The organism is Microbispora sp. NPDC088329 (genome assembly GCF_040685655.1).
In the GTDB taxonomy this organism is placed as follows: domain Bacteria; phylum Actinomycetota; class Actinomycetes; order Streptosporangiales; family Streptosporangiaceae; genus Microbispora.
The window spans coordinates 95,781-116,939 of record NZ_JBFBIP010000028.1; the positions used below are offsets into that span (position 1 = coordinate 95,781).

General features: G+C 72.0%; 22 protein-coding genes. 11 read left to right on the top strand and 11 right to left on the bottom strand.

The annotated features are described in order from the left end of the window. Positions 1-6: 6 nt before the first annotated feature. Positions 7-1,449 (bottom strand): leucyl aminopeptidase, encoded by a 1,443-nt coding sequence (locus tag AB0O28_RS35500; protein WP_363646989.1) that lies wholly within the window; start codon positions 1,447-1,449, stop codon positions 7-9. An 83-nt stretch (positions 1,450-1,532) separates the two neighbouring features. Further along, positions 1,533-1,700, bottom strand: coding sequence for a DUF3117 domain-containing protein (locus AB0O28_RS35505; protein ID WP_076433904.1), 168 nt, complete (start codon positions 1,698-1,700; stop codon positions 1,533-1,535). 126 nt (positions 1,701-1,826) lie between these two features. Between AB0O28_RS35505 and AB0O28_RS35510 the strand changes: the two genes are divergently transcribed. After that, positions 1,827-2,654, top strand: coding sequence for a PaaX family transcriptional regulator C-terminal domain-containing protein (locus AB0O28_RS35510; RefSeq protein ID WP_363646966.1), 828 nt, complete (start codon positions 1,827-1,829; stop codon positions 2,652-2,654). After that, positions 2,641-3,435, top strand: a complete 795-nt coding sequence (locus tag AB0O28_RS35515) for an enoyl-CoA hydratase-related protein (RefSeq protein WP_363646967.1) — start codon at positions 2,641-2,643, stop codon at positions 3,433-3,435. The genes AB0O28_RS35510 and AB0O28_RS35515 overlap by 14 nt, the downstream gene beginning before the upstream one ends. A gap of 122 nt (positions 3,436-3,557) precedes the next feature. Here AB0O28_RS35515 and AB0O28_RS35520 read toward each other — a convergent pair whose 3' ends face one another. Both AB0O28_RS35520 and AB0O28_RS35525 read right to left on the bottom strand, forming a co-directional pair. Next, positions 3,558-4,136: a DNA-3-methyladenine glycosylase I gene (locus AB0O28_RS35520; RefSeq protein ID WP_363646968.1), complete on the bottom strand. Its 579-nt coding sequence runs from the start codon at positions 4,134-4,136 to the stop codon at positions 3,558-3,560. After that, positions 4,133-4,549, bottom strand: a complete 417-nt coding sequence (locus AB0O28_RS35525; RefSeq protein WP_363646969.1) for a hypothetical protein — start codon at positions 4,547-4,549, stop codon at positions 4,133-4,135. The genes AB0O28_RS35520 and AB0O28_RS35525 overlap by 4 nt, the downstream gene beginning before the upstream one ends. 43 nt (positions 4,550-4,592) lie before the next feature. Between AB0O28_RS35525 and AB0O28_RS35530 the strand changes: the two genes are divergently transcribed. After that, positions 4,593-4,865 carry a hypothetical protein gene (locus tag AB0O28_RS35530; RefSeq protein WP_363646970.1) on the top strand — a complete coding sequence of 91 codons (273 nt, stop codon included), beginning with the start codon at positions 4,593-4,595 and terminating at the stop codon, positions 4,863-4,865. Here AB0O28_RS35530 and AB0O28_RS35535 read toward each other — a convergent pair whose 3' ends face one another. Then, positions 4,866-5,444 (bottom strand): TIGR00730 family Rossman fold protein, encoded by a 579-nt coding sequence (locus AB0O28_RS35535; RefSeq protein ID WP_363646971.1) that lies wholly within the window; start codon positions 5,442-5,444, stop codon positions 4,866-4,868. Between the two features lie 9 nt (positions 5,445-5,453). Then, entirely contained in the window at positions 5,454-6,200 is a 747-nt protein-coding gene (locus AB0O28_RS35540) for a TIGR00730 family Rossman fold protein (protein WP_363646972.1), read from the bottom strand. A 140-nt stretch (positions 6,201-6,340) separates the two neighbouring features. Here AB0O28_RS35540 and AB0O28_RS35545 point away from each other — a divergent pair, with 140 nt between their 5' ends. Beyond that, positions 6,341-6,784, top strand: coding sequence for a hypothetical protein (locus AB0O28_RS35545; protein WP_363646973.1), 444 nt, complete (start codon positions 6,341-6,343; stop codon positions 6,782-6,784). A 114-nt stretch (positions 6,785-6,898) separates the two neighbouring features. Here AB0O28_RS35545 and dapE read toward each other — a convergent pair whose 3' ends face one another. Genes dapE through fdxA form a run of 5 tightly spaced genes read right to left on the bottom strand, consistent with a single transcriptional unit; the run spans position 6,899 to position 10,908 of the window. Then, complete coding sequence (gene dapE, locus AB0O28_RS35550; RefSeq protein ID WP_363646974.1) at positions 6,899-7,954, bottom strand: succinyl-diaminopimelate desuccinylase; 1,056 nt, start codon at positions 7,952-7,954, stop codon at positions 6,899-6,901. 24 nt (positions 7,955-7,978) lie between these two features. Continuing rightward, positions 7,979-8,779 carry a hypothetical protein gene (locus tag AB0O28_RS35555; RefSeq protein WP_363646975.1) on the bottom strand — a complete coding sequence of 267 codons (801 nt, stop codon included), beginning with the start codon at positions 8,777-8,779 and terminating at the stop codon, positions 7,979-7,981. Between the two features lie 22 nt (positions 8,780-8,801). Next, positions 8,802-9,446: a DUF4178 domain-containing protein gene (locus AB0O28_RS35560; RefSeq protein WP_363646976.1), complete on the bottom strand. Its 645-nt coding sequence runs from the start codon at positions 9,444-9,446 to the stop codon at positions 8,802-8,804. 11 nt (positions 9,447-9,457) lie between these two features. Further along, entirely contained in the window at positions 9,458-10,537 is a 1,080-nt protein-coding gene (dapC, locus tag AB0O28_RS35565; RefSeq protein ID WP_363646977.1) for a succinyldiaminopimelate transaminase, read from the bottom strand. A 44-nt stretch (positions 10,538-10,581) separates the two neighbouring features. Next, complete coding sequence (fdxA, locus tag AB0O28_RS35570) at positions 10,582-10,908, bottom strand: ferredoxin (protein WP_363646978.1); 327 nt, start codon at positions 10,906-10,908, stop codon at positions 10,582-10,584. 97 nt (positions 10,909-11,005) lie between these two features. Here fdxA and AB0O28_RS35575 point away from each other — a divergent pair, with 97 nt between their 5' ends. The 7 genes from AB0O28_RS35575 (at position 11,006) to AB0O28_RS35605 (ending at position 20,395) form a co-directional block, all read left to right on the top strand. Further along, entirely contained in the window at positions 11,006-11,239 is a 234-nt protein-coding gene (locus AB0O28_RS35575; protein WP_363646979.1) for a hypothetical protein, read from the top strand. 86 nt (positions 11,240-11,325) lie between these two features. Further along, positions 11,326-12,417, top strand: coding sequence for an ABC transporter substrate-binding protein (locus tag AB0O28_RS35580; RefSeq protein WP_363646980.1), 1,092 nt, complete (start codon positions 11,326-11,328; stop codon positions 12,415-12,417). A gap of 125 nt (positions 12,418-12,542) precedes the next feature. Further along, on the top strand, positions 12,543-13,319 hold the full coding sequence (locus tag AB0O28_RS35585) for a methyltransferase domain-containing protein (protein ID WP_363646981.1): 777 nt from the start codon (positions 12,543-12,545) through the stop codon (positions 13,317-13,319). Between the two features lie 62 nt (positions 13,320-13,381). After that, positions 13,382-15,127: a hypothetical protein gene (locus AB0O28_RS35590; protein WP_363646982.1), complete on the top strand. Its 1,746-nt coding sequence runs from the start codon at positions 13,382-13,384 to the stop codon at positions 15,125-15,127. Positions 15,128-15,130: 3 nt separating this feature from the next. Further along, entirely contained in the window at positions 15,131-17,191 is a 2,061-nt protein-coding gene (locus AB0O28_RS35595) for a UvrD-helicase domain-containing protein (RefSeq protein WP_363646983.1), read from the top strand. A gap of 55 nt (positions 17,192-17,246) precedes the next feature. Further along, positions 17,247-19,112 carry a sigma factor-like helix-turn-helix DNA-binding protein gene (locus AB0O28_RS35600; RefSeq protein WP_363646984.1) on the top strand — a complete coding sequence of 622 codons (1,866 nt, stop codon included), beginning with the start codon at positions 17,247-17,249 and terminating at the stop codon, positions 19,110-19,112. A 140-nt stretch (positions 19,113-19,252) separates the two neighbouring features. Beyond that, positions 19,253-20,395: a cysteine--tRNA ligase gene (locus tag AB0O28_RS35605; protein WP_363646985.1), complete on the top strand. Its 1,143-nt coding sequence runs from the start codon at positions 19,253-19,255 to the stop codon at positions 20,393-20,395. The last annotated feature ends 764 nt before the right edge of the window (positions 20,396-21,159 follow it).

Genomic DNA, 21,159 nt, shown 5'->3' on the forward strand with positions numbered 1-21,159 from the left:
GCGGCGTCAGCCGGTCAGATAGCGCAGCAGCAGGCGGACGCCGAAGCCCGTGCCGCCCTTGGTGATCTCCGCCTCGTCCGAGCCGGCCCGCGCGGGCCCCGCGATGTCCAGGTGAGCCCAGGGCCGGCCGCCGGTGAACTCGCGCAGGAACAGCGCCGCGGTGATCGACCCCGCCGCGCCCGACTTCATCCTGTCGATGTTGGACAGGTCGGCCACGTCCGAGTCGAGCATCGCGCGGTAGTCCTCGACCAGCGGCATCCGCCACAGCCGCTCCCCGCTGGCCTCCCCCGCGCCGGTCAGCGCGGCGGCCAGCGACTCGTCGGTCGCGTAGACGGCCGCGACCGACTGCCCGAGCGCGACCTTGGCCGCGCCGGTCAACGTCGCGATGTCGATGACGACGTCCGGGTCCAGCTCGGCGTCCGCGTACGCCAGCGCGTCGGCCAGCACGAGACGGCCCTCGGCGTCGGTGTTCAGCACCTCGACCGTGCGCCCGCCGTACTGGGTGATGACGTCTCCGGGCCGCTGCGCCGATCCGGAGATGGAGTTCTCGGCGCATGCCACGAGGCCGGTGACGCGCACCGGCACCTCGAAGGCCGCCAGCGCGCTCATCGCGGCGATGACGGCGGCTCCGCCCGCCATGTCCGTCTTCATCGCCTTCATGCCCTCGGTGGGCTTCAGGGACAGGCCGCCGGTGTCGAAGGTGATGCCCTTGCCTGCGAGCACCACGTGGGTCGTGGCGCCCTCGGGGGCGTAGGAGAGCATGACCAGCCGGGGCGGGCTCACCGACCCCTGCCCCACCGCACGAATGCCGCCGAACTCGCCGAGCTCGGCCTCCTCCCACACGCGCACGCCGAGCCCGGACTCGGCCGCGACCGCCACGGCCTGCTCGGCGAGCCAGGCGGGCGTCTTCACCGACGACGGGGTGTTGACGAGGTCGCGGGCGAGCGCCGTGGCCCGCGCGACCGCCTCGCCGCGCTTCAGGTCGCGCTCGTCCCCGCCGACGAAGACGATCTCGCCCACCGGCTTCGTGCGGCCGTTGCCGATGGTGAAGGTGTATGCCGCGAGCAGCGCGCCCTCGACCAGGGCGGCGGCGTCCCCCTCGGAAGGGACGACGACCGACAGCGACGCCCGGCCCTTCGCCCGCCTCGCGACGGCCGCTCCGGCCTTGCGCAGCGCGGCGGCCGAGCCGTCGCCGGTGCCGTACAGCAGAACACGCCGCACCCCGCCGTCCCGGACGGTGGGCATCTCCACGACCTCGCCGGGCTCCCCCTTGGCCTCGTAGTGCGCCAGCAGCGCGTCCACCGGCACGGGCGACTCCAGCCAGGGCGCCGGGGCGAGGGCCAGATCAGGGCCGAAGGGCACGGCCACCAGCTCGGCGTCCGGCGCGGGGCCGGCGCCGTGGGAACCGTTGACACCGCGGGAACCGGCGAGGACCGGCGTGGTCTCGATGGGCACGTCCACCTCCAACAGGGCGGCCCCGGCGCGGGAGCACCCGCCGCCAGGGCCGTGAATCTAACAGGTCGGCTGACGAATCAGCCGACCACCTTCTTGAGCGCATCACCGAGGGCGCTGGCCTCGTCCGCGGACAGCTCCACGACGAGTCGGCCGCCACCTTCGAGAGGGACCCGCATGACGATGCCCCGTCCTTCCTTGGTGACCTCCAGCGGACCGTCACCGGTCCGCGGCTTCATCGCCGCCATGCGTGTATCCCTTCCCGCGTTGTCGGCCGCCCCGGAGGGTAACCGGCGTATTCACGTTTCTGTGATGTTCTATTATCCCGCCTCCGAGCTCAAAAAGGTAACGGCCCGGCTCCGGTCAGTGGATCAATGCGACGCGGCACGCGTTGTGGGCGGACCGGACGTGACCCCACACTGGGTGGGGTGAACGCCCGAGCCGCGCTTTTCGATCTCTATGGGGACCACCTTCGCACCCGTGGCGGCCGTGCCTCCGTGGCCGCGCTCGTAAGGTTGCTCGCACCGCTCGACATCGCGGCGCCGGCCGTACGGACCGCGATATCCCGCATGGTCAGGCAGGGCTGGCTCGATCCCGTACGGTTGCCGCAGGGACCGGGATACGCGGTCACGCCGAAGTGCGAACGCAGGCTCGACGAGACGGTCGCCCGCGTCTACAGCGGGGGCGACACGCCGTGGACCGGCCGCTGGCACGTTCTGGTGCTCGAACCGGTCAGGGACCGGGCGCGCCGTGAGCGGCTGCGCGCCGATCTCGCCTTCCTCGGGTACGCCCCGCTGTCGGAGACGACCTGGATCGGACCCCGGCCCTCGCCGGAACTCGACGCGCTGCGGGTGCCGGGCCACCGGTTCGACGCCGCGTACGAGGGCGACCCGCGGGACCTGCTCGCCCGCGCGTGGGACCTGGACGCCATCGGCAGCGCGTACGAGGATTGGCTGGCCAGCGCGGCGGACCTGGTCGGCTCGCTGCCGGACGACGCCGCGGACGACCGGGTCTTCGCCGTCCGCAGCAGACTCGTGCACGGGTGGCGCAACTTCCTGTTCCGCGACCCGGGGCTGCCCGCCGACCTGCTGCCGCCGGGCTGGCCGGGCGACAAGGCCCGCGCCTTCTTCGATCAGGAGGCCGCCCGGCTGCTGCCCGCCGCCGCCGCGTTCGTGGACCGCACACTGAATGGAGCCGCCTGAGATGACCGTGACGTATGACGTCGACGAAGCCGTCGCCACGATCACGCTGAACCGCCCCGACGCGATGAACTCGCTGACCGTCGCGATGAAGACCGACCTGCTCGCGGCCGTCCGGCGCGCGGCGGACGACGCGTCCGTGCGTGCCGTGCTCCTCACCGGCGCGGGCCGGGCCTTCTGCGCGGGGCAGGACCTGCGCGAGCACGCCGACAACCTCGACCGGGGCCTCGGGCTGGCCGGCACCGTGCGCGAGCACTACAACCCGATCGTGCTGGCCGTCACCACGATGGGCAAGCCGGTCGTGGCCGCCGTCAACGGGGTCGCCGCGGGGGCGGGCGCCTCACTCGCGTTCGCCTGCGACTTCCGGGTGGCGGCGGAGGGCGCCAGGTTCTCGATGGCGTTCACCGGGATCGGGCTCGCGCCGGACTCGGGGGCGTCCTGGACGCTCCAGCGGCTCGTCGGCCCCGCGCGCGCCCGGGAGATGCTGCTGCTCGGCGACGTCGTGGACGCCGCCAGGGCGCTGCAGCTCGGCCTGGTGGGCGAGGTGGTCCCGGCCGACCGGCTGGCGTCGGCCGCCCGCGACCTCGCCGTACGGCTCGCGCAGGGGCCCACCCGGGCGTACGCCGCGACCAAGGCGGCGCTGGACCACGCGGCGTCCTGCTCCCTCGCCGAGGCGCTGGAGCGGGAGGCGGTGCTTCAGGACGAGTGCGCGGCCACCGCCGACCACGCGGCGGCCACCAAGGCGTTCCTCAGCAAGGAGAGGCCGACCTTTGAAGGCCGATAGGCGCTTCAAAGCAGACGACACAGCGAAGGCCGATAGGCGCTTCAAAGCAGACGACACAGCGAAGGCCGATAGGCGCTTCAAAGCAGACGACACAGCGAAGGCCGACAGGCGCTTCGAAGCAATCAGACACGGCGAAGGGCGCTGACGGCCTCGCGGACGTGGCAGTCGGCCACATGGTCGTTGACCAGGCCGATGGCCTGCATCAGGGCGTACGCGGTCGTGGGGCCGACGAAGCGGAAGCCGTGCTTCTTGAGCTCCTTGGCCAGCGCCGTGGAGCCCGCGGTGCGGGCCGGGACGTCGGTGAGGGTGCCGGGCGCCCGCCCGGGTTCCTCGGCGTACTTCCACACCAGCGCCGACAGCCCGCCCGGCACCTCCAGGGCGGCGCGGGCGTTGGCGACGGCCGCCTCGATCTTGGCGCGGTTGCGCACGATGCCCGTGTCGGCGAGCAGGCGCTCCACGTCGCCCTCGTCGAAGGCCGCCACCGCCGGGATCGAGAAGCCCGCGAACGCCTTACGGAAGTTGTCTCGCTTCCGCAGAATCGTCAGCCACGACAGGCCGGACTGGAACGCCTCCAGGGTGACCCGCTCGAAGACGAGGTCGTCTCCGCGGACCGGACGGCCCCACTCCTCGTCGTGATAGGCGACGTAGTCGGGTGTCGTGCCCGCCCATCCGCAGCGGACCAGCCCGTCATGCGCCGTCACCACGCCTCCTCCGCCTCCGCGCGGTCACGCTCGGCCCGGCTCTCGTCGGCGTCGCCGTCCTGCTCCGCTTCGGCCCGCTCCGCTTCCACCTGTAGCGTCTCCTGACGCGCCTGCGGCCGCGCGTACGATAACTCGGCCACGCGCTGCTCGAGCACCGCGATGCGCGTGTCGCGCTCGCCGAGCGCGACCGAGACCCGGTGCAGGGTCTCGTCGACCGCCTGGGTGCTGTAGCCCACGAGACCGATCGGAAGCCGGAGCGCGACCAGGTCGGCGGGAGTCACCTGGCCGGCCGCGGGCAGGTCGAGCGGTGGCACGTCGGGAGGGAACTCCGCCATCTCGCCGCCGTGTCCCAGCGAGACCATGACCACGCAGGCGATCACGGCGAGTCCGGCGATGACGAGTACGACCAGCACATACGAATCGTGCCACAACTCTCCGGCATGCGAGCATGGAAGCATGACGCGCGTGATCGGCCCCGACGACGAGACCGAGCCCGGCTGGGTCGAGGCCGCCTCGCTGCCGGAGGTGTCCACCCTGGCCCGGGCGGGGCACACCGTCGTCGTGACGCTCCCCGGCGACGAGACCGAGGCGCTCGCGGCCGCCGCCGCCTACGTCTGGGCGGGCGCGAGCGTCTTCAGGACGTCCCATGACGTACGGCAGGCCCTCGACATGACCGAGGCCCTGCTGGGCCGCCGGCCTCCCGTCCTGACCCGCCGCGGCCTGGCCTGATCAGGACTCGCCCAGCTCCTCCCCCGTGGGGCTGAGGTGGGGTGTGGGCCGCTCCAGCAGGTCGAGCGCCTCCTCGACCGTGGTGGCCCAGGAGATCGCGTCGAACACGTTCGGCCGGGTGAAGCCCTGCTCGTACATGCCGTCGACCAGGTCGCGCAGCGGCCTGTACAGGCCCCAGGGGTCGAGGACGACCAGGGGCCGCTCGTGCAGGCCGAGCACCCGGGAGGTCCAGATCTCGAACAGCTCCTCCAGGGTGCCGATGCCGCCGGGGAGCACGAGGAACGCGTCGGACCTGGCGTCCATGATCCCCTTGCGTTCCCGCATGTCGGTGGTGACGATCAGCTCGTCGGAGTCGGTATCGGAGATCTCGATGTCGACCAGGGCCTGGGGAATCACCCCGATCGTGTGGCCGCCGCCGGCGCGGGTGGCCCGGGCGACCTCGCCCATGCAGGAGACGATGGCGCCCCCGCTGACGAGGCCGTGGCCGCGGCGGGCCAGTTCCGTTCCCACCTCCGCGGCGAGGTCGAGGTACTTGCGGTCGATCTTCTGACTGGAGGAGCAGTACACGCAGACGAACACGTCGCAACCCTACTGAGTGGCGGAGCGGCGGTCGGCCTCGACGATGAGGCGCACGGCCTCGTCGGGGTCGTCGGTGACCGAGACCAGTTCGACGTCCTGCGGCGAGATCTTGCCCGTCGCCAGCAGCGTGTCGCGGATCCAGTCGATCAGCGGCGACCAGAACGCGACACCCATCATGATCACCGGGAACGAGGTGACCTTCCGCGTCTGCACCAGGGTCAGCGCCTCGAAGAGCTCGTCGAGCGTCCCGAAGCCGCCGGGCAGGGACACGAACCCGCTGGCGTACTTGACGAACATCGTCTTGCGCACGAAGAAGTAGCGGAACTCGATGCCGAGGTCCACGTAGTCGTTGAGGCGCTGCTCGTGCGGCAGTTCGATGCCGAGGCCGACCGAGACGCCACCGGCTTCGAGAGCGCCCCTGTTGGCCGCCTCCATCACCCCGGGCCCGCCGCCGGTGATCACCGCGTAGCCCGCCTTGGCGAGCGCCGAGCCGACCTTCACCCCGAGTTCGTACTCGGGGCTGTCGGGGCCGGTGCGGGCCGAGCCGAAGACGGTCACCGCCGGAGGAAGGTCGGCGAGGGCGCCGAAGCCCTCGACGAACTCGGACTGGATGCGCAGGACGCGCCACGGATCCTCGTGCAGCCAGCCGGTGGGTCCCCGGCGGTCGAGCAGGCGCTGGTCGTGGGTGGATTCGGGGACGAGGCCGCCGCGGACCAGCGACGGACCCTGCCGGCGTTCGGGTCGGGTGTGGTTCATGACGGTCACGCTAACGGTCGGGACGGGGAACGGTGCAAGACGCACGCACTGCCCGGGCACCCCGCGCCCCAAACGCGCGGCACCGACCGCGGGGGTTCGTGGTAGGGCCTTCCCCACCTTCGGCTGGGGTGAGTGCGGGCGTGATCAAGGACGCCCGCCTGGCGGAGACTCTTCGCGTATCGCTCATCACTCGCTATATCGAAGAGGTCGTCATGTCCGCGCAGCTCCTGGTCGGCTCGCCTTCCGTTCCCGCTCCCGTCAAGACCGCGTCGTCCCTCTGGTTCACCGCCGTGGGCGCCGGCGTGTTCGAGTCCGCCTTGGCGGTGGCCGGCATGCTCGCCGACGGATCGGCCTCCTTGACCGGCCTGGCGGGCGGCCTCGGTTTCCGGCTGACGGTCTTCGCCGCGGCGATCTTCATGGCGGTGCGCCTGCGTGCTCTCATGTTCAGCCCCACGGCCAACGCCTACTTCCGCAGCGTCCGCCGCACTGCCCGACCGGCACCCCCGCCTGGGGCGCCGCTCCGGAAGAATCTTGAAAAAGATCCTCGGAAGGACGGAACCGGTCGTCGCCGAGGCTCCGTCTAAGAAACGAGGGTGCTGCTCGGGACGAAAGTGGCTTTCCCCGCCAAATGGCCGGCGAGGAAAGCCACTTTCTTCTATCTATGGCCAGTATCTATGGCCAGCTACGGCCGATCAGGCTCACTCGCTGAGCCAGGCCGTCATGCGGCGCTCGCTCTCGGCGATCTCGGCCAGGCTCACGCTCTCTCCCGCCGTGTGGGCGACGTTCGGGTTGCCCGGGCCGCAGTTGACGGCGGGCATGCCGAGGGCCGAGAACCGCGCGACGTCGGTCCAGCCGAGCTTGGCCCTGGGGGTGCCGCCGATCGCGGCGGCGAACGCCGCGGCGACGGGATGGGTCAGCCCCGGGCGCGCGCCCGGGGCTCCGTCCGTGAGCCGCACGTCGAAGCCGTCGAAGACCTCCTGGACGTGGGCGAACGCCTCCTCCACCGTGCGGTCGGGGGCGAAACGGTAGTTCACCGTCACCACGCACTCGTCCGGGATCACGTTTCCGGCCACCCCGCCGCGCACGCCAACCGCGTTGAGCCCCTCGTGGAACTGGAGGCCGTCCACCACCGGCCGCCGCGCCTCGTACCGGGAGAGGGTCTCCAGGACCGGCGCGACGCCGTGGATGGCGTTGACGCCCTCCCACGACCTGGCGCTGTGGGCGCGCACGCCCTTCACCGTGATCTCGGCACGCAGCGTGCCCTGGCAGCCGCCCTCGATGAGCCCGTCGGTCGGCTCCATCACGACCGCGAAGTCACCCGTGACCCACTCGGGGTGGGTGCGGGTGAGCCGCAGCAGGCCGCTCCGCTCGGCCTCGATCTCCTCGCAGTCGTAGAAGACGAAGGTCAGGTCGCGGTTCGGCTCCGCCAGCAGGCAGAGCTTGAGCTGCACCGCCACCCCGCTCTTCATGTCGGAGGTGCCGCAGCCGTAGAGCACGCCGTCCTCGGCTCTGCTGGGCAGATTGCCCGCCACCGGAACCGTGTCGATGTGCCCGGCGATCACCACGCGCTCGGACCGGCCGAGGTCGGTGCGCGCCACCACGGCGTCGCCGTCCCGCAGCACCGTGAGATGGGGCAGTGGCCGGAGCGCCTCCTCGATGGCGTCGGCCAGCGCCTTCTCCGCGCCGCTCACCGATTCGATGTCCACCAGTCGCGCCGTCAGCGCGCCCACGTCCTGGGCAAGGTCGAGCCGCATGTCACCCGACCCTAACCCACGGGCTCACGCGATCTGCACGGTGGCGACGGGCTTGGTGTCCTTGCGCCAGCCGTCGTGACCGGCGGCGGCCGTCCAGGTGACGCCCTCGAAGCGCACCTGGCGCAGGCTGTACTTCTGGGCGTGGACGACGTACCAGGCGGCGACCAGCCAGCCGCGCTTGGGCGCGGAGTCGGCGCCGAGCGCGCGTACGAGCTGCTTGCGCGCGGCCTCCGTCTGCGGTGGCGCGGGCTTGTCGGCCGGGGGGTACCAGCAGTGGACGGCCTGGGGCACGCGCCCGGCGAACGCCGCCGAGAGGATCTTGGCGTCGTACTCGTGCTCCGCGTAAGCCGAGCCGTCGGCGGAGCGCTGCACGGCCTGGGCCGCCTCGTGCAGCGGCAGGGTCCGGTAGTGCTTGACCTTCTCCAGCGCGGCGAAGAACTTCCGCGCCGAGTAGACGGGGTCCTGCAACTGCCGGGCCGTCCCCCAGCCCTGCGAGGGCCGCTGCTGGAAGACCCCCACCGAGTCGCGGTCGCCATAAGGCAGGTTGCTCAGCTTCGACTCCTGGATCGCGGTGACGTAGGCGATCTGGAGGGCGCGCTCGGGCAGTTTGCGCCGCACCGCGACGGCGGCGATGGTGGCGGCGACCTGAGCCTGCTCGATGTCGAGGTCGAGCGTGCCGTCGGAGGTCTTGATCATGCAGTGTTCGCCCAGTGCGAAGGGCTGGGTCCGCTTCAGCAGGTGATAGGCGCCGTAGAAGATGGCCGCGCCCAGCAGGACGACGATGACGACCACGGTCAGGACAGGTTTGGTGAGGCGCCGTTCCACGAAGCAGAACCTACCCCGGTGATCAGGGCATCCGATCCACTCGAACGGACCCCGGGGTGAGCGGCCGGGCGTAGGCCGCCTCCCACTGGCCGCCCTGCACACGCTGGAACGACAGCAGGCGGCCGTCTCCCGCCCGATAGTCGGCGAAGTCGAGCAGGCCTCGCTCGGGCAGCCCGGTGTTCCCCTCGGAACGGAAGGCGGCCGTGCCGCGCTCGATAGGAGCGAACTCCACGCCGTCGACGATCAGCATGTGCTTGGCCGGCACCATGCCCTGGGTCGGCACGTCGGTCCACAGCAGGACCTCCAGGTGGAGGGACTCGCCCTGCGTGCCCGGCCGCTCCTCGATCGACAGCCAGTTGTGGCGCCGGGCGCCCTCGTCGAGCAGGTACTCCGTCCACTTCTCGCCCTGCATGGTGCAGTGCAGGGCGCCCAGGGCCCGATAGCGGGCCGCATCCACGTAGACCGTGTCCCCGACCCTGATCGTCCGGGGGTCGAAGAAGCCGGCGTCGGCCACGGGGGCACTCAGCGGCAGTCGCCCCGGGGCGGCGGGCGGGGTGCGGACAGGCTCGCGCCTACGCGTGCGCCGGGCCGCGGCGCTCCGCACGATCGCGCCCAGCACGACGACGACCGTGGCAAGGCCCAGCACGATCACGATCGCTGTCGTCATGGCGCGCGATCCTACTGGAGGCGGCTCACCGCCGCATCGACGCGCTCGTCGGTGGCGGTGACGGCGATGCGGACATGACCGCGTCCGGCGTCGCCGTAGAACTCGCCCGGCGCGACGAGGATGCCCCTTTCCGCCAGGGCGCGCACCTGGTCCCAGCAGCCGGTGCCGTTCGTGGCCCACAGGTAGAGCCCGGCGGCCGAGTGCTCGACCCGCCAGCCGGCCCGCTCGAGCGCGGGCCGCAGCACCGACCTGCGCCGGGCGTACCGCTCCCGCTGCTCGTCGGCGTGCGCGTCATCGTCGAGCACGGCCGCCGTCGCGGCCTGCACCGGGGCGGGCATCATCATGCCGGCGTGCTTACGCACCTCCAGCAGCCGCCGTACGAGCCGGGGATCGCCGGCGACGAAGCCGGCGCGGTATCCGGCGAAGTTCGACCGCTTCGACAGCGAGTGGACCGCGAGCAGGTTCTCGTGGGAGCCCTCGCACACGTCCGGGTGGAGGACGGAGACCGGGTGCTCCTCCCAGCCCAGCTCGATGTAGCACTCGTCGGACGCCACGACCGCGCCCCGTTCGCGCGCCCACGCGACGACCTTGCGCAGGTGCTCGGCGGGCAGGACCCGTCCGGTGGGGTTGGACGGCGAGTTCACCCAGACGAGCGGCACCCGCTCCGGGCCCAGAGCGAGGAGCCCGTCGGTCGCGTAGGGCTCCGCCCCGACCAGCCGCGCGCCCACGTCGTACGTGGGATAGGCCAGCTCGGGGAAGACCACGCGCTCGCCAGGACGCACGCCGAGCAGCGTGGGCAGCCAGGCCACCAGTTCCTTGGAGCCGATGGTCGGCAGCACGTCGGCGGGGTCGACCGTGACGCCGTGACGCCGCCGCAGCCAGCCCGCGGCCGCTTCACGCAACCGCGGGGTGCCGTACGTCAGGGGATAGCCGGGGCTGTCCGCGGCGGCGGCGAGCGCTTCACGTGCGACCGGGGGCACCGGGTCGACCGGCGTGCCGACCGACAGGTCGACGATCCCGCCGGGATGCGCCCGCGCCAGGTCCTGGTAGGGCACGAGCCGATCCCATGGGAAGTCCGGCAACGCAAGCAAAGAAAATCCCCCAGTCGTCACGGACCACGCCGGTCAGGCGTCGGTCAGTGGTCCTCACCCTGCGGCGGAAGCGCCGCGATCACCGGGTGGTCCTTGTTGATCTTGCCGACCTTCGATGCGCCGCCGGGCGACCCCAGCTCCTCGAAGAAATCGACGTTGGCCTTGTAGAAGTCCTTCCACTGCTCGGGAAGGTCGTCTTCGTAGAAAATCGCCTCTACGGGGCACACCGGCTCGCACGCACCGCAGTCCACGCACTCGTCGGGGTGGATGTAGAGCATGCGTTCGCCCTCGTAGATGCAATCGACGGGGCACTCCTCGATGCACGCCTTGTCCAGGACGTCCACGCAAGGCTGCGCGATGACGTACGTCACCTCAGGCTCCTTCTGGGTTGCACGGCTCGACCGCGGGTTGCTAGCCCTAGTATTGCGGTGCCTGCCGACTAGCCGGAACAGGAGGGGGGCAATCGTCGTGGCCCCTCGGCTCGGAGCCCGTCTCGTGATCGCCATCACCCCCGCCGACGTGGGCAAACGGGTGACGACGCGGCGCAGGGTGCCCGGCGGGCACCGGGACGCCGTCGGTGTGTTGGAATCCTGGCACGACGGGGTGCTCATCGTGCGCAAACGGGACGGAAGCCTCGTCGAGATCGCCGAGGACACCCTGGCCGCCGCCAAAGTCGTGCCGCCCGCGCCGCCCGCCCGGTAATCCCCTCGCCTCGTGCGGACGCCGACTCGGTAATCCTCCAGCGCGCCGCCGCGAACGTCCGCCGCGGCGCGGGGAGTATACGCGGCGTGACCATACGTGCCTGCGTCGTGACGATCACCTCGGCGGCGATCCTCCTGTCCACGGCCTCGGCGTGCTCGAAGTCGTCGTCGCCGGACAAGCCGCTGCCCCCGTTGAACCCGCGGGCCGACAGCCTGGCGTCCGGGTTCGGCACGATGGACAGGCTCGTCGAGGCGGCCAAGAACGAGGGCGCACTCACCGTCGTGGGCCTGCCGGGCGGCTGGGTCGGTTACAAGGAGATCATCGCGCGCTTCTCCGGCAAGTACGGCATCAAGGTGACCTCGATCGCGCCGGAGGCGAGCAGCAAACAGGAGATCGACACCGCGGCCCGCCTGCGGGGGACGAAGCAGGCGCCGGACGTCTTCGACCTCACCATGGAGGTCGCGGCCGCCAACACCAAGCTCTTCGCGCCGTACCGGGTGACGGGGTGGGCGGACATCCCCGACGAGGCCAAGGAGCAGCGGGGCCGCTGGTACGCCGCCTACGGCGGATACATGTCGGTCGGCTACGACCCGAAGAAGGTCCCCGCCCCCGCGTCGTACGGCGCGCTGGTCAGGCCGGGGACGATCGTGGCGCTGCCCGGCGACCCCCGCCGGGTGGCCTCGGCGTTCAGCGCCGTGATGGCCGCCTCACTCGGCAAGGGACTGCCGGACGCCGCACGGGGCGTGGACCTGTTCGCACGACTGAAGAAGGGCGGCATGCTCGGCCGCCCCGACCAGGCCGGCGCGGTGGTCGACTGGGACTTCATGAACACGGCGCGGGCCGCCTCCGGCCGCGGCGCGGCGGCCTGGCGGGTGACGGTTCCGAAGAACGAGGTGCTCGCCTCCTACTACATGCAGGCGATCAGCGCCGACGCGCCGCATCCGGCCGCCGCCCGGCTGTGGGAGGAGTTCCTGCTGTCCGACGAGGGCCAGAACCTCTTCCTGAAGGCCTACGCCCGGCCCGCCCGCATGGAGGCGATGGAGATGCGCGACACGCTGGACGGGGACGCCGCCGCCAGGCTGCCGGAGGCGTCCGGCGACCCGGTGATCCTGAGCATCCCCGAACAGGACAAGGCCAAGTCGTACGTCAACGCGCACTGGGCCCAGATGGTCGGTTGAGCAGCCTGATCTCGCAGGGGCGACGGAAGCCGTAAAGTGTGTCGTTATCCCAGCAGTCTCACAAGTCGGCATGAGATTGCGGCAATCCCGACACCGGGCACCACGTGTCAGAATGCGAGCCGATCTTGCGGTACGAAACTCCCAGTCCCACTCGATGGAACGCTCGCGCCTACGACAGCTCCTTCGGCTACGTCTCGGCTCAGGGCGCGCCGCTGGTGGAACTGCTCGACCCGCGCCCCGGTGAGCGCGTGCTCGACCTCGGCTGCGGCACGGGCGTGCTCACCGCCGACATCGCCAGGCGCGGCGCCCACGTGCTGGGCATCGACGGCTCCCACTCGATGATCGAACAGGCCATCGCGCACCACCCCGGACTCGACTTCACCGTGGGCGACGGCTATGACTTCACCGTCGCCCAGCCGTACGACGCGGTCTTCTCGAACGCGGCGCTGCACTGGATGAGCCGCGACCCCGGCGCGGTGATCGACTGCGTGCGGGAGGCGCTGCGGCCCGGTGGCCGGTTCGTCGCCGAGATGGGCGGCGCGGGCAACTGCGCGGCCCTGACCGCCGCCGTGTTCACCGCCTGGCGTGAGTACGGCCTGCCCGAGCCCGAGCTGCCGTGGTATTTCCCGAGCCCCGCCGAGTACGCCCTCCGCCTCGAGAAGGGCGGGTTCACGGTCCGGCTGCTGGAGTATTTCGACCGGCCCACCCCGCTCGACGAGTGCCCGAACGGCGCGGCCGACTGGGTCAGGATGTTCGCGGGGTCGCTGCTCGACCGGGTGCCCCCGGCGGCCGTGGAGCCGCTGCTGCGCCGGGTCAACGAACTGGCCGCCCCCGCCCTGCGCCGCGAGACCGGCTGGATGGCCGACTACGTCCGCCTCCGCTTCGCCGCCGAACGCCGTTGAGTCGGTGGACCACGAATCTCCACCGCTGCGGGGGCGATTTGCCAGACTATGGACTGGTCTTTGTGAGTGATGGGGACAGCATGAACTTCTGCCTGAGTGACCTCGTGCCACCGCTGCGCTGGAGTGACGCTGCCCGCATCACGACGCTGGCCGACCGGCCCGGCCTGCCGGACGCCTGGTGGCGGACGCTGCCCCTGCACCGGGTGCTCGCCGTCCTGGACGCCGAGGCGCTCGGCGACCTGCTCACCGAGCTCGCGCTCGTCCACTGGCCGGCGGCGGCCGTCGGTGACGTGCTGCCCGCGCTGCACGTGCTGGACCCCGACGAGGCCGACGACCCCCAGGTCGCCATCGCGCTCGACCGGGCGGGGTCGTGGCACGGCCTGCTCGCGCTGTCCGGCCGGGAACTGGCCGACCAGCCGTTCGTCAAGGCTCGTCCCGTGCTGACCGCCCTGTTCACCGCCGTGTTCTTACGGATGTTCCCCGAGGAGGTCGTTCCCGGCGCCGAACGGGACATCGAACAGGACGTCGAGCAGGACCCCGAGCAGGACATCGAGCAGGCCGAGGCGCCGGAGGAACGGCCGGACGAGGATCTTCCCGCGCTGATCGACGCGGCGTTCGGCGACCTGGACGACCAGACCTGGATGGTGGCGCAGAACCGGGTCTTCGCCGACGAGCCGTCCGCCCCCGAGCAGCTCGCCAAGCTGCTGGCCGTCCCTCCCGCCGTGATCCACGATCTCGAAGCGGCCCTGCGTGACCGCTTGACCCGCTGGCTCGCGCTGCCGGAGGCCGCGCCGTACGCGGAGCACCTGGCCCGGCTCACCGACACGCTCGGGGCCGCGGTTCCGAAGGCGCGGCTTGTCACTGCGGCCGAGTGGCACGGGCGCGAACTGCGCTCGCTGGAGGTGCCCGCCTGGCGGTTCGTGCTCGCCACGCTTCCCGGCCACCGGCTCTACGGCGACTGGCTCGTGGCCGGCGACATCGAGGACCTGCGGAGCAGGACCCGGAATCTGATCGCCTCGGCCGAGCGGCCGCCGACCGTCCCCCAGGCGCTGGAGATGATCGGTTCTCTCGGCATCCGTCCCGACGTGGCCAGGCAGTGGCTGGAGAGCGTGCCGCAGCTGCGCGCGCAGAAGGCGTCGGAGATCAACCCAGGGATCAACCCAGAGATCAGCCCGGGGACCAACGCGGACATCGACCCGGACATCGGCCCGGAGATCGACGCGGAGATCGACGCGGAGATCGACGCGGAGCAACCGCCCGACCGGCAACAGGACGGGCAACAGGACGGGCAGCGGGGCGGGCTCAAGGACGTGGCGCTGACCCGGCGGTGCTTCCGGCAGCCGGACGGCAGGTGGTGGCTCAGAGTGGACGTCTCCGGCGACCACCTCGACGGCGGCGAGGTGCCGCTGCCGAGCGGGTTCGCCGCGTACGTCGGTCTCGCCCCGGGCGAGGAGCGCATGGTGCGCAGCGCGGCCGGGGAGGTCGGCCTCTCCTGGCACGCGCGGCCGGCTCTGGGCTCCCTCAAGCGGATTCTCAGCGAGGTCTCGGCCGAGGAGGGCAGCCACATCTTCCTGACCCTGTCCGAGGAGGGCATGCTCCGCGTACGGCACCTGCCCGCGGCGAACGGCGGCGACCAGACGAGCCGTGCGCTGCGCCTGGTGGGCTACACCGCGCCGGGCGGCACGCCGGAGCAGGCCGCGCGGGTGATCGCGACGCGCGTCGGCCTCTCCGGACCCGCCGACCGCCCCGAGCTCCTCGCGCGGCTGCGAGAACGCGGGGACCGCGACCTGCTGACCCTGCTGGGATAGCCCATGCCCCGGCTCGCGATCTCCCCGGAGTTCCTGCGCGGGCTCGGCGCGCTCACCCGGCCCGTCCGACGGGACGTCGCCCTCGCGGTACGCCGGTTCCTGCTGAACGCCTCCGGCGCGCCGCATCCCGAGAGGGTGCGCAACTCCCGCGACCCCCGCGTCGCCACCCTGCGGCTCGCCGACCGCCACCGGGGGGTGGTGGTGCGGCAGGAGGACGTCTACTGGCTCCTCACCGTGCTGCCGGACGCCGAGGCGTGGTCGTACGCCCAGCGGCACAGGTTCGGCGTCAACACGGCGGTCGGGATCGTCGAGACATGGGACGCCGAGGCCCTGGAGCGGGTCGAGCCCGCTCTGCGTCGTGCGTCGGACACCGGCGGACGGCCGCTGTTCGAGAACTGGTGCGACACCGATCTGCAGAGCGTCGGCGTCGACGCCCGCCTGCTGCCGCTGCTGCGGCTCATGACGTCGGAGTCGCATCTCGCGGCCCTTGAGCCGCTGCTTCCGCAGAGCCAGTACGCGCCGCTCGCCGCACTCGCCCGCGGCGACTCGCTCGCGGCGGCCTGGCGCGAACTGGACGCCTGCCGCTCCCGGGGCGTCGACGACATCGACCCCGAGGACCTCCTCGCGGCGCTGCGGCGCAGCCCCGACCGGGCGGCGTTCGCGGCCGGCGCCGCGGAACTCGAACGCATCCTGACACTGCCCGACTGGTGCACGTTCCTGTACCCGCCGCAGCACACGTACGCCAACTGGCCGGCGTACGAGCAGCCGGTGTTGATCACCGGGGGCGCGGGGACCGGCAAGACGGTGATCGCGCTGCACCGGGCGGCCCTGCTGGCCCGCGCGGCCACCGGCCCGGTGCTGCTGGTCACGTTCTCACAGGGCCTCGCGACCGAGCTGTCCGCACGACTCGACAAGATCATCAATGACGAGGTCGTCCGCAAGCGCGTCGAGGTGGGCAACGTCGACAGGATCGCCCACCGCATCGTCGCCGAGGCGGAGGGCCGCTCCCCCGCGCTCGTCTCCTCCGATGACCTGGCCGACCTGTGGCAGGAGGCGGCCGTCGGACGCTTCGGCAGCGCGTTCCTGCTGCGTGAGTGGGAGCAGGTGATCCTCGCGCAGGACCTCCGGACGCTGGAGGAGTATCAGGCCGCCGCCCGGCCCGGCCGCGGCGTCCGGCTCGACGCCGAGGCCAGGACGATGGTGTGGGAGGCCGTCCAGCAGGTCATACGACGGCTGCGCGAGTCCGGCCGGCGCACCCTGCTCCAGCTCGCCTCGGAGGCGGCGGGCCTGCTCGGACGCGCCGTCGGCGACCTGCTGGGCGACGAGGCGCCGGGGCGGGAGCCGTACCGGCACATCGTGGTCGACGAGGCGCAGGACCTGCACCCGGCGCAGTGGCGGCTGTTGCGGGCGGCGGTGCCCACCGCCCCGAACGACCTGTTCATCGTCGGGGACCCGCACCAGCGCATGTTCGACACGCGGGTCGCGCTCGCGGACGTCGGCGTTCCCGCCCGCACGTTCCACCTGAGGATCTCCCACCGGCTGTCCGCCGAGACCCTGTCGTGGGGGGTGCGCCTGCGCGGCGGCGGCCCCGCAGACGGCCTGGTCGCGGGCAACGCCGAGATGTACGGCTATCGCGCGCTCGACCACGGCGCGCGTCCGATGGTCCGCGGATACGTGAACGCGGAGGCGGAGATCGCCGGGCTCGTCTCCACTGTGGCCGAATGGCTGGAGGAGGGGGTGCCGACCGCCCAGATCGCGGTGGCCGCACGCACCGCGAACCTCGTGCGCACCGCCCGCACCGCACTACGCGAAGCGGGCATCATGGTCAAAGTAACGTCCCTCCATGGCATGAAAGGGCTGGAATTCCGTCGGGTGGCCGTGATAGGCGTGGCTGACGGAATCGTGCCGGCGCCCGACGCGCTGACCCCGGCCGACGAGGACCCGACGGCCCGGGCGCACGATCTGCAACGCGAACGGGGGCTGCTCTACGTGGCATGTACGCGGGCGGGGGAGTTGCTCTATGTGTCCTATTCCGGCCGAGCCAGTCCCTTCATCCCGGCCTGACGCCTCATCCCCTAGTCTGAACTGCGGATATATTCCCCTTGCCGGTTGGACCTGCATGAACCTCAGCCTTAGCGACATCGTGCCTCCCCTGCGCTGGACCGCGCCCAGCCAGGTAGAGCCGATCGCGAGCGACCCCGGTCTTCCCGACGCGTGGTGGCAGGCGCTTCCGCTCGACCGGGCCTGCGCGGCGGTGGGGACCGGTCAGGTCGCCTCCCGGCTCGCCGACCTCACCATCGCCTGCTGGGCGCACCTGGTCCTCGGCGACATCCTGCCGCTGCTGAGGTTCACCCACCCCGAGGAGAGCCTCCAGACGCCGGGCCCGCGGGAGAGCGTCCACGAGCTGTACATCGACGTGATCGACAAGCTGCTGGCCACCGAGCCCGCGCGGGAGCCGGCCGGGGCGCCGGTCCCGCCGGCCCTCCCCGAGCGGCCGATGCCCGAGATCATCGACGAGATCTTCGCGCGGCTGGACGACCGTCAGCGGGCCATCGCGCGAGACCGGCTCTACTTCGACGCCTCCCAGCACCCCGGCCAGGCCCAGCGGGCCACCCTGGACGAGCTGGCCCAGCGCTTCTCGGTGACCCGCGAGCGCATCCGCCAGATCGAGCGCGACCTGCGCGATCACGTGACGGACTGGCTCAACGGCCCGGCCGCCGCGCCGCTGAACGCCCATCTGTCCTGGCTGCGTACCCGCCTGGGCTCGGCCGTGCCCGCCGACGACCTCGCCGCGGCCGTGCCGTGGCACCGCACCGAGCTGATCACGCTCGCGATCCCCGCCTGGCGGTTCGTCCGCACGCTGCTGACCGGGTACGAGCAGGTGGACGGCTGGCTGATCGCGGGCGGCGCGGACGAGCTCAGGGAGAAGACGCGGCAGCTGTTCACCGACGGCCCCCGGCCGCTGGAGGAGGCGGTCTCCCTCGTCGCCCAGCTCGGAATCCGGGAGGACGTCGCCGAGCGCTGGCTGGCGTCGGTGCCGCACCTGCGGGTCATGGACGGCCACGTCAGCCCTTGGCCGCGCAGCATGGGCGACAAGGCGGAGGCCGTGCTGGCGGTCGTCCACACCCCGCTCACCCCCGAGGACATCCAGGGTCGCATCGGCGAGGACTACAGCATCGTCGGCATCCGCAACCAGCTCGCCTCCGACGAACGGTTCATCCGGCTCGACCGCAGCAAGTACGGCCTGCGGCGCTGGGGCGGAGACGAGTACCTCGGCATCCGAGAGATGATCATCAGGGAGATCGAGCGCGCGGGCGGCGAGGCCTCCGTGAGCACGGTCGTGGACAACCTGACCTCCCGCTACGACGTGAGCGAGAGCTCCATCAGGGCGTACGCCGGAGGGCCCGGATTCGAGCGGACCCAGCGCGGCTACATCAGGGTGGCCGCCCAGGACCAGGCCGAGCAGTACCAGCCGCGCCGCGACGTCTCGATGACCCGCCGCTGCTTCCGCAGCAGGGACGGCCGCTGGTGGCACCGGGTGGACGTGAACGCCGAGCACCTGCGCGGCTCGGGCTCCCCGCTGCCGACCGGCTTCGCCGCTCACCTCGGCATGGCGCCCGGCGGCCAGCTCACCGCGTCCACCACGTCGGGCGAGGTGGTGATCAGCTGGCACAACCAGCCGACCATCGGCTCGATCAGGCACGTGCTCGCCGAGTACAACGCGTCCGAGGGCGACCACGTCTTCCTCACGGTCTCCGACGGCGGCGAGCTGCTCACCCGCTTCCTGCCCGTCGCGGGGGCCGGGCTGCCCGCGATCAACCATGCGCTGCACCTGATCGGGTACACCGCTCCGGTGGCGTCCGAGGCCGAGGGCCTGCGGTTCATCGGCGCCCGCATCGGCCTGCCGGAGGGAACCACGCGCGAGGAGGTCCTCGAGCGCCTACGCGAACGCGGCGACCGCGACATCCTGCGTTTCCTGACCTGAGGGCCGTTGGCCGCGGGCCGGAGCCGGTAGCGGAGCCGGCCGGGGCGGCCATGCGAGGGTGCCGCACGGTCATGGGGGGTGCCCGGGTGGCCGTGCGGGGCCGGGGGTGGGCTGTCGGGGGCAGCACGTAGGCTCGGAGCATGTTGCGGCTCCACGACACCCTGACCCGCCAGGTCGTGCCCGTCGCCCCGGACGGCTCGCGGATCCTGCGCATGTACACCTGCGCCGCGCACGGGCCCGTCGGCCTCGCCGATCTGCGCCCCGCCCTGCTCGCCGACCTGGTCCGCCGTGTCGCCGAGCGCGCCGGGCTGCGGGTGCTCGCCTGCCGGAACGTCTCCGACCTCGGCAACGGTGAAGGCGGTGACGGCGGGCGCGGCGACGGCGCCGGTGCCTCTCTCGACGCCGACACGCTCGCGCTCAACATGCGCGCCCCCGAGCACTCTCCCAGGACCAGCGAGACGATGGGGCTGGTGATCGAGCTCATCGGCCGGCTCATCGAGCGTGGCCACGCGTACGCCACCCCGGAGGGGGCGGTGTTCTTCGACGCGGCGTCCTTCCCCACGTACGGCGAGATGTCCGGCAAGCCCGGCTCGGCGTCGGATTGGCCCCTGTGGGAGCCTCTGCCGGAACCCGTGGGTCAGCGGACGCGGCGAGCCGACGGTGACGCGCGAGCGACATGGGACGCGCCCTGGGGCCGCGGGCTTCCCGCCCGCGACATCGAGTGCTCGGCCACGCCGCTGCGCTTCCTCGGCCCACGCTTCGACCTGTACGTGGGCGGGACCGACCTGTGCTTCCCCCACCACGAGAGGGCGCGGGCCCAGTCGAACGCCGCGACAGGTCAGGAGGCCGCCGCCCATTGGGCGCATTCCGGACGCCTGCTGTTCGACGGCCGTCCGGCCGACACCGGAGACGTCATACCGCTGTCCGCCGTCGCCGCCGCCGGCCTCGACCCCCTCGCCGTACGGCTGGCCCTGCTCGAACGCCACTACCGGCGGCCGATCGACCTCACCTGGGACAGCCTGCGCGCCGCCGACGAGGAACTGCGGCGGCTGCGGCGGCGGGTGGCCGAATGGGCGGAGTCGCCCAGCCGTCCGATCGACCGGGCCCACGCCGAGCGCGTCCAGCGGGCGTTGGACGACGACCTCGACACGCCGGCGGTCCTGCGCCTGTTGCGCGACCTGGAGACCGACGAGTCGGTCGCGCCGGGATCCAAGTTCGAGACCTTCCTCCATTTCGATCACGTGCTCGCCCTCGACCTGCCCGCCGACATCGGACGGATCTGACGACACGTCCGGCGCGCGTACGGCCCGGCCGCCGCGGCAGACGGCCGCGTCAGACGGCTCAACCTGTCGCTCCAACAAATCACCGCTCATTCGTGTTCGCCATGCAACGGCGTGGAAGAATTAGGACAGGAGTTCGAATCAATGTGAGGAGGGTCTGATGGATCTGTTCAACTCTGATCCTGACCGCCCTCGTCGTTCGATTGATGCCGACGGCGACTGGTGGGAGCGGCTGACCGCCAGCTCCCCTTTATGGTCGTTGGAGGGTTCGCTGGCCCGTGACGAGTGCCCCGTCGGGCATCTCCTTAGCGGCACCCCGCGGAGGCCGAGTCCCGAGGGCGCGCGTGACGGTTCAGCCCGTGCCGGTGCAGGCGTCGGCGGTTCAGTCGAGATCGGTTCGACCGAAGCGGTGGAGGATGCGGCCACGGTCGGCTCTGCCGCAAGTAGCGGCGCTGTCGGCACCGGTGCCGGAAGTGCTGGTGCCGGAAGTGCTGGTGCCGCCGGTCCTGTTGGCGACGATTCCGGGGCCGCTTCCGCGGCTGGTTCCAGTGGTGCCGCGGGTTCCGATGGCGCTGGTGCCGCCGGTAGCGGTGGTGCCGGGGCTGGTTCGGCTGATTCGGCTGGTGCCGGGTCTGCCGGGGATGTCGGTGGTGGTGCGGGTCGGGGCCGGGGCCGGTCGTCGGGGGTCCGGTCGTCGTGGGTGTTGGTGGCCTCGTTGCGGGAGTCGGCGCAGGCGTTGGCGCTGGCGCCGGTTCCCGACGATGCCG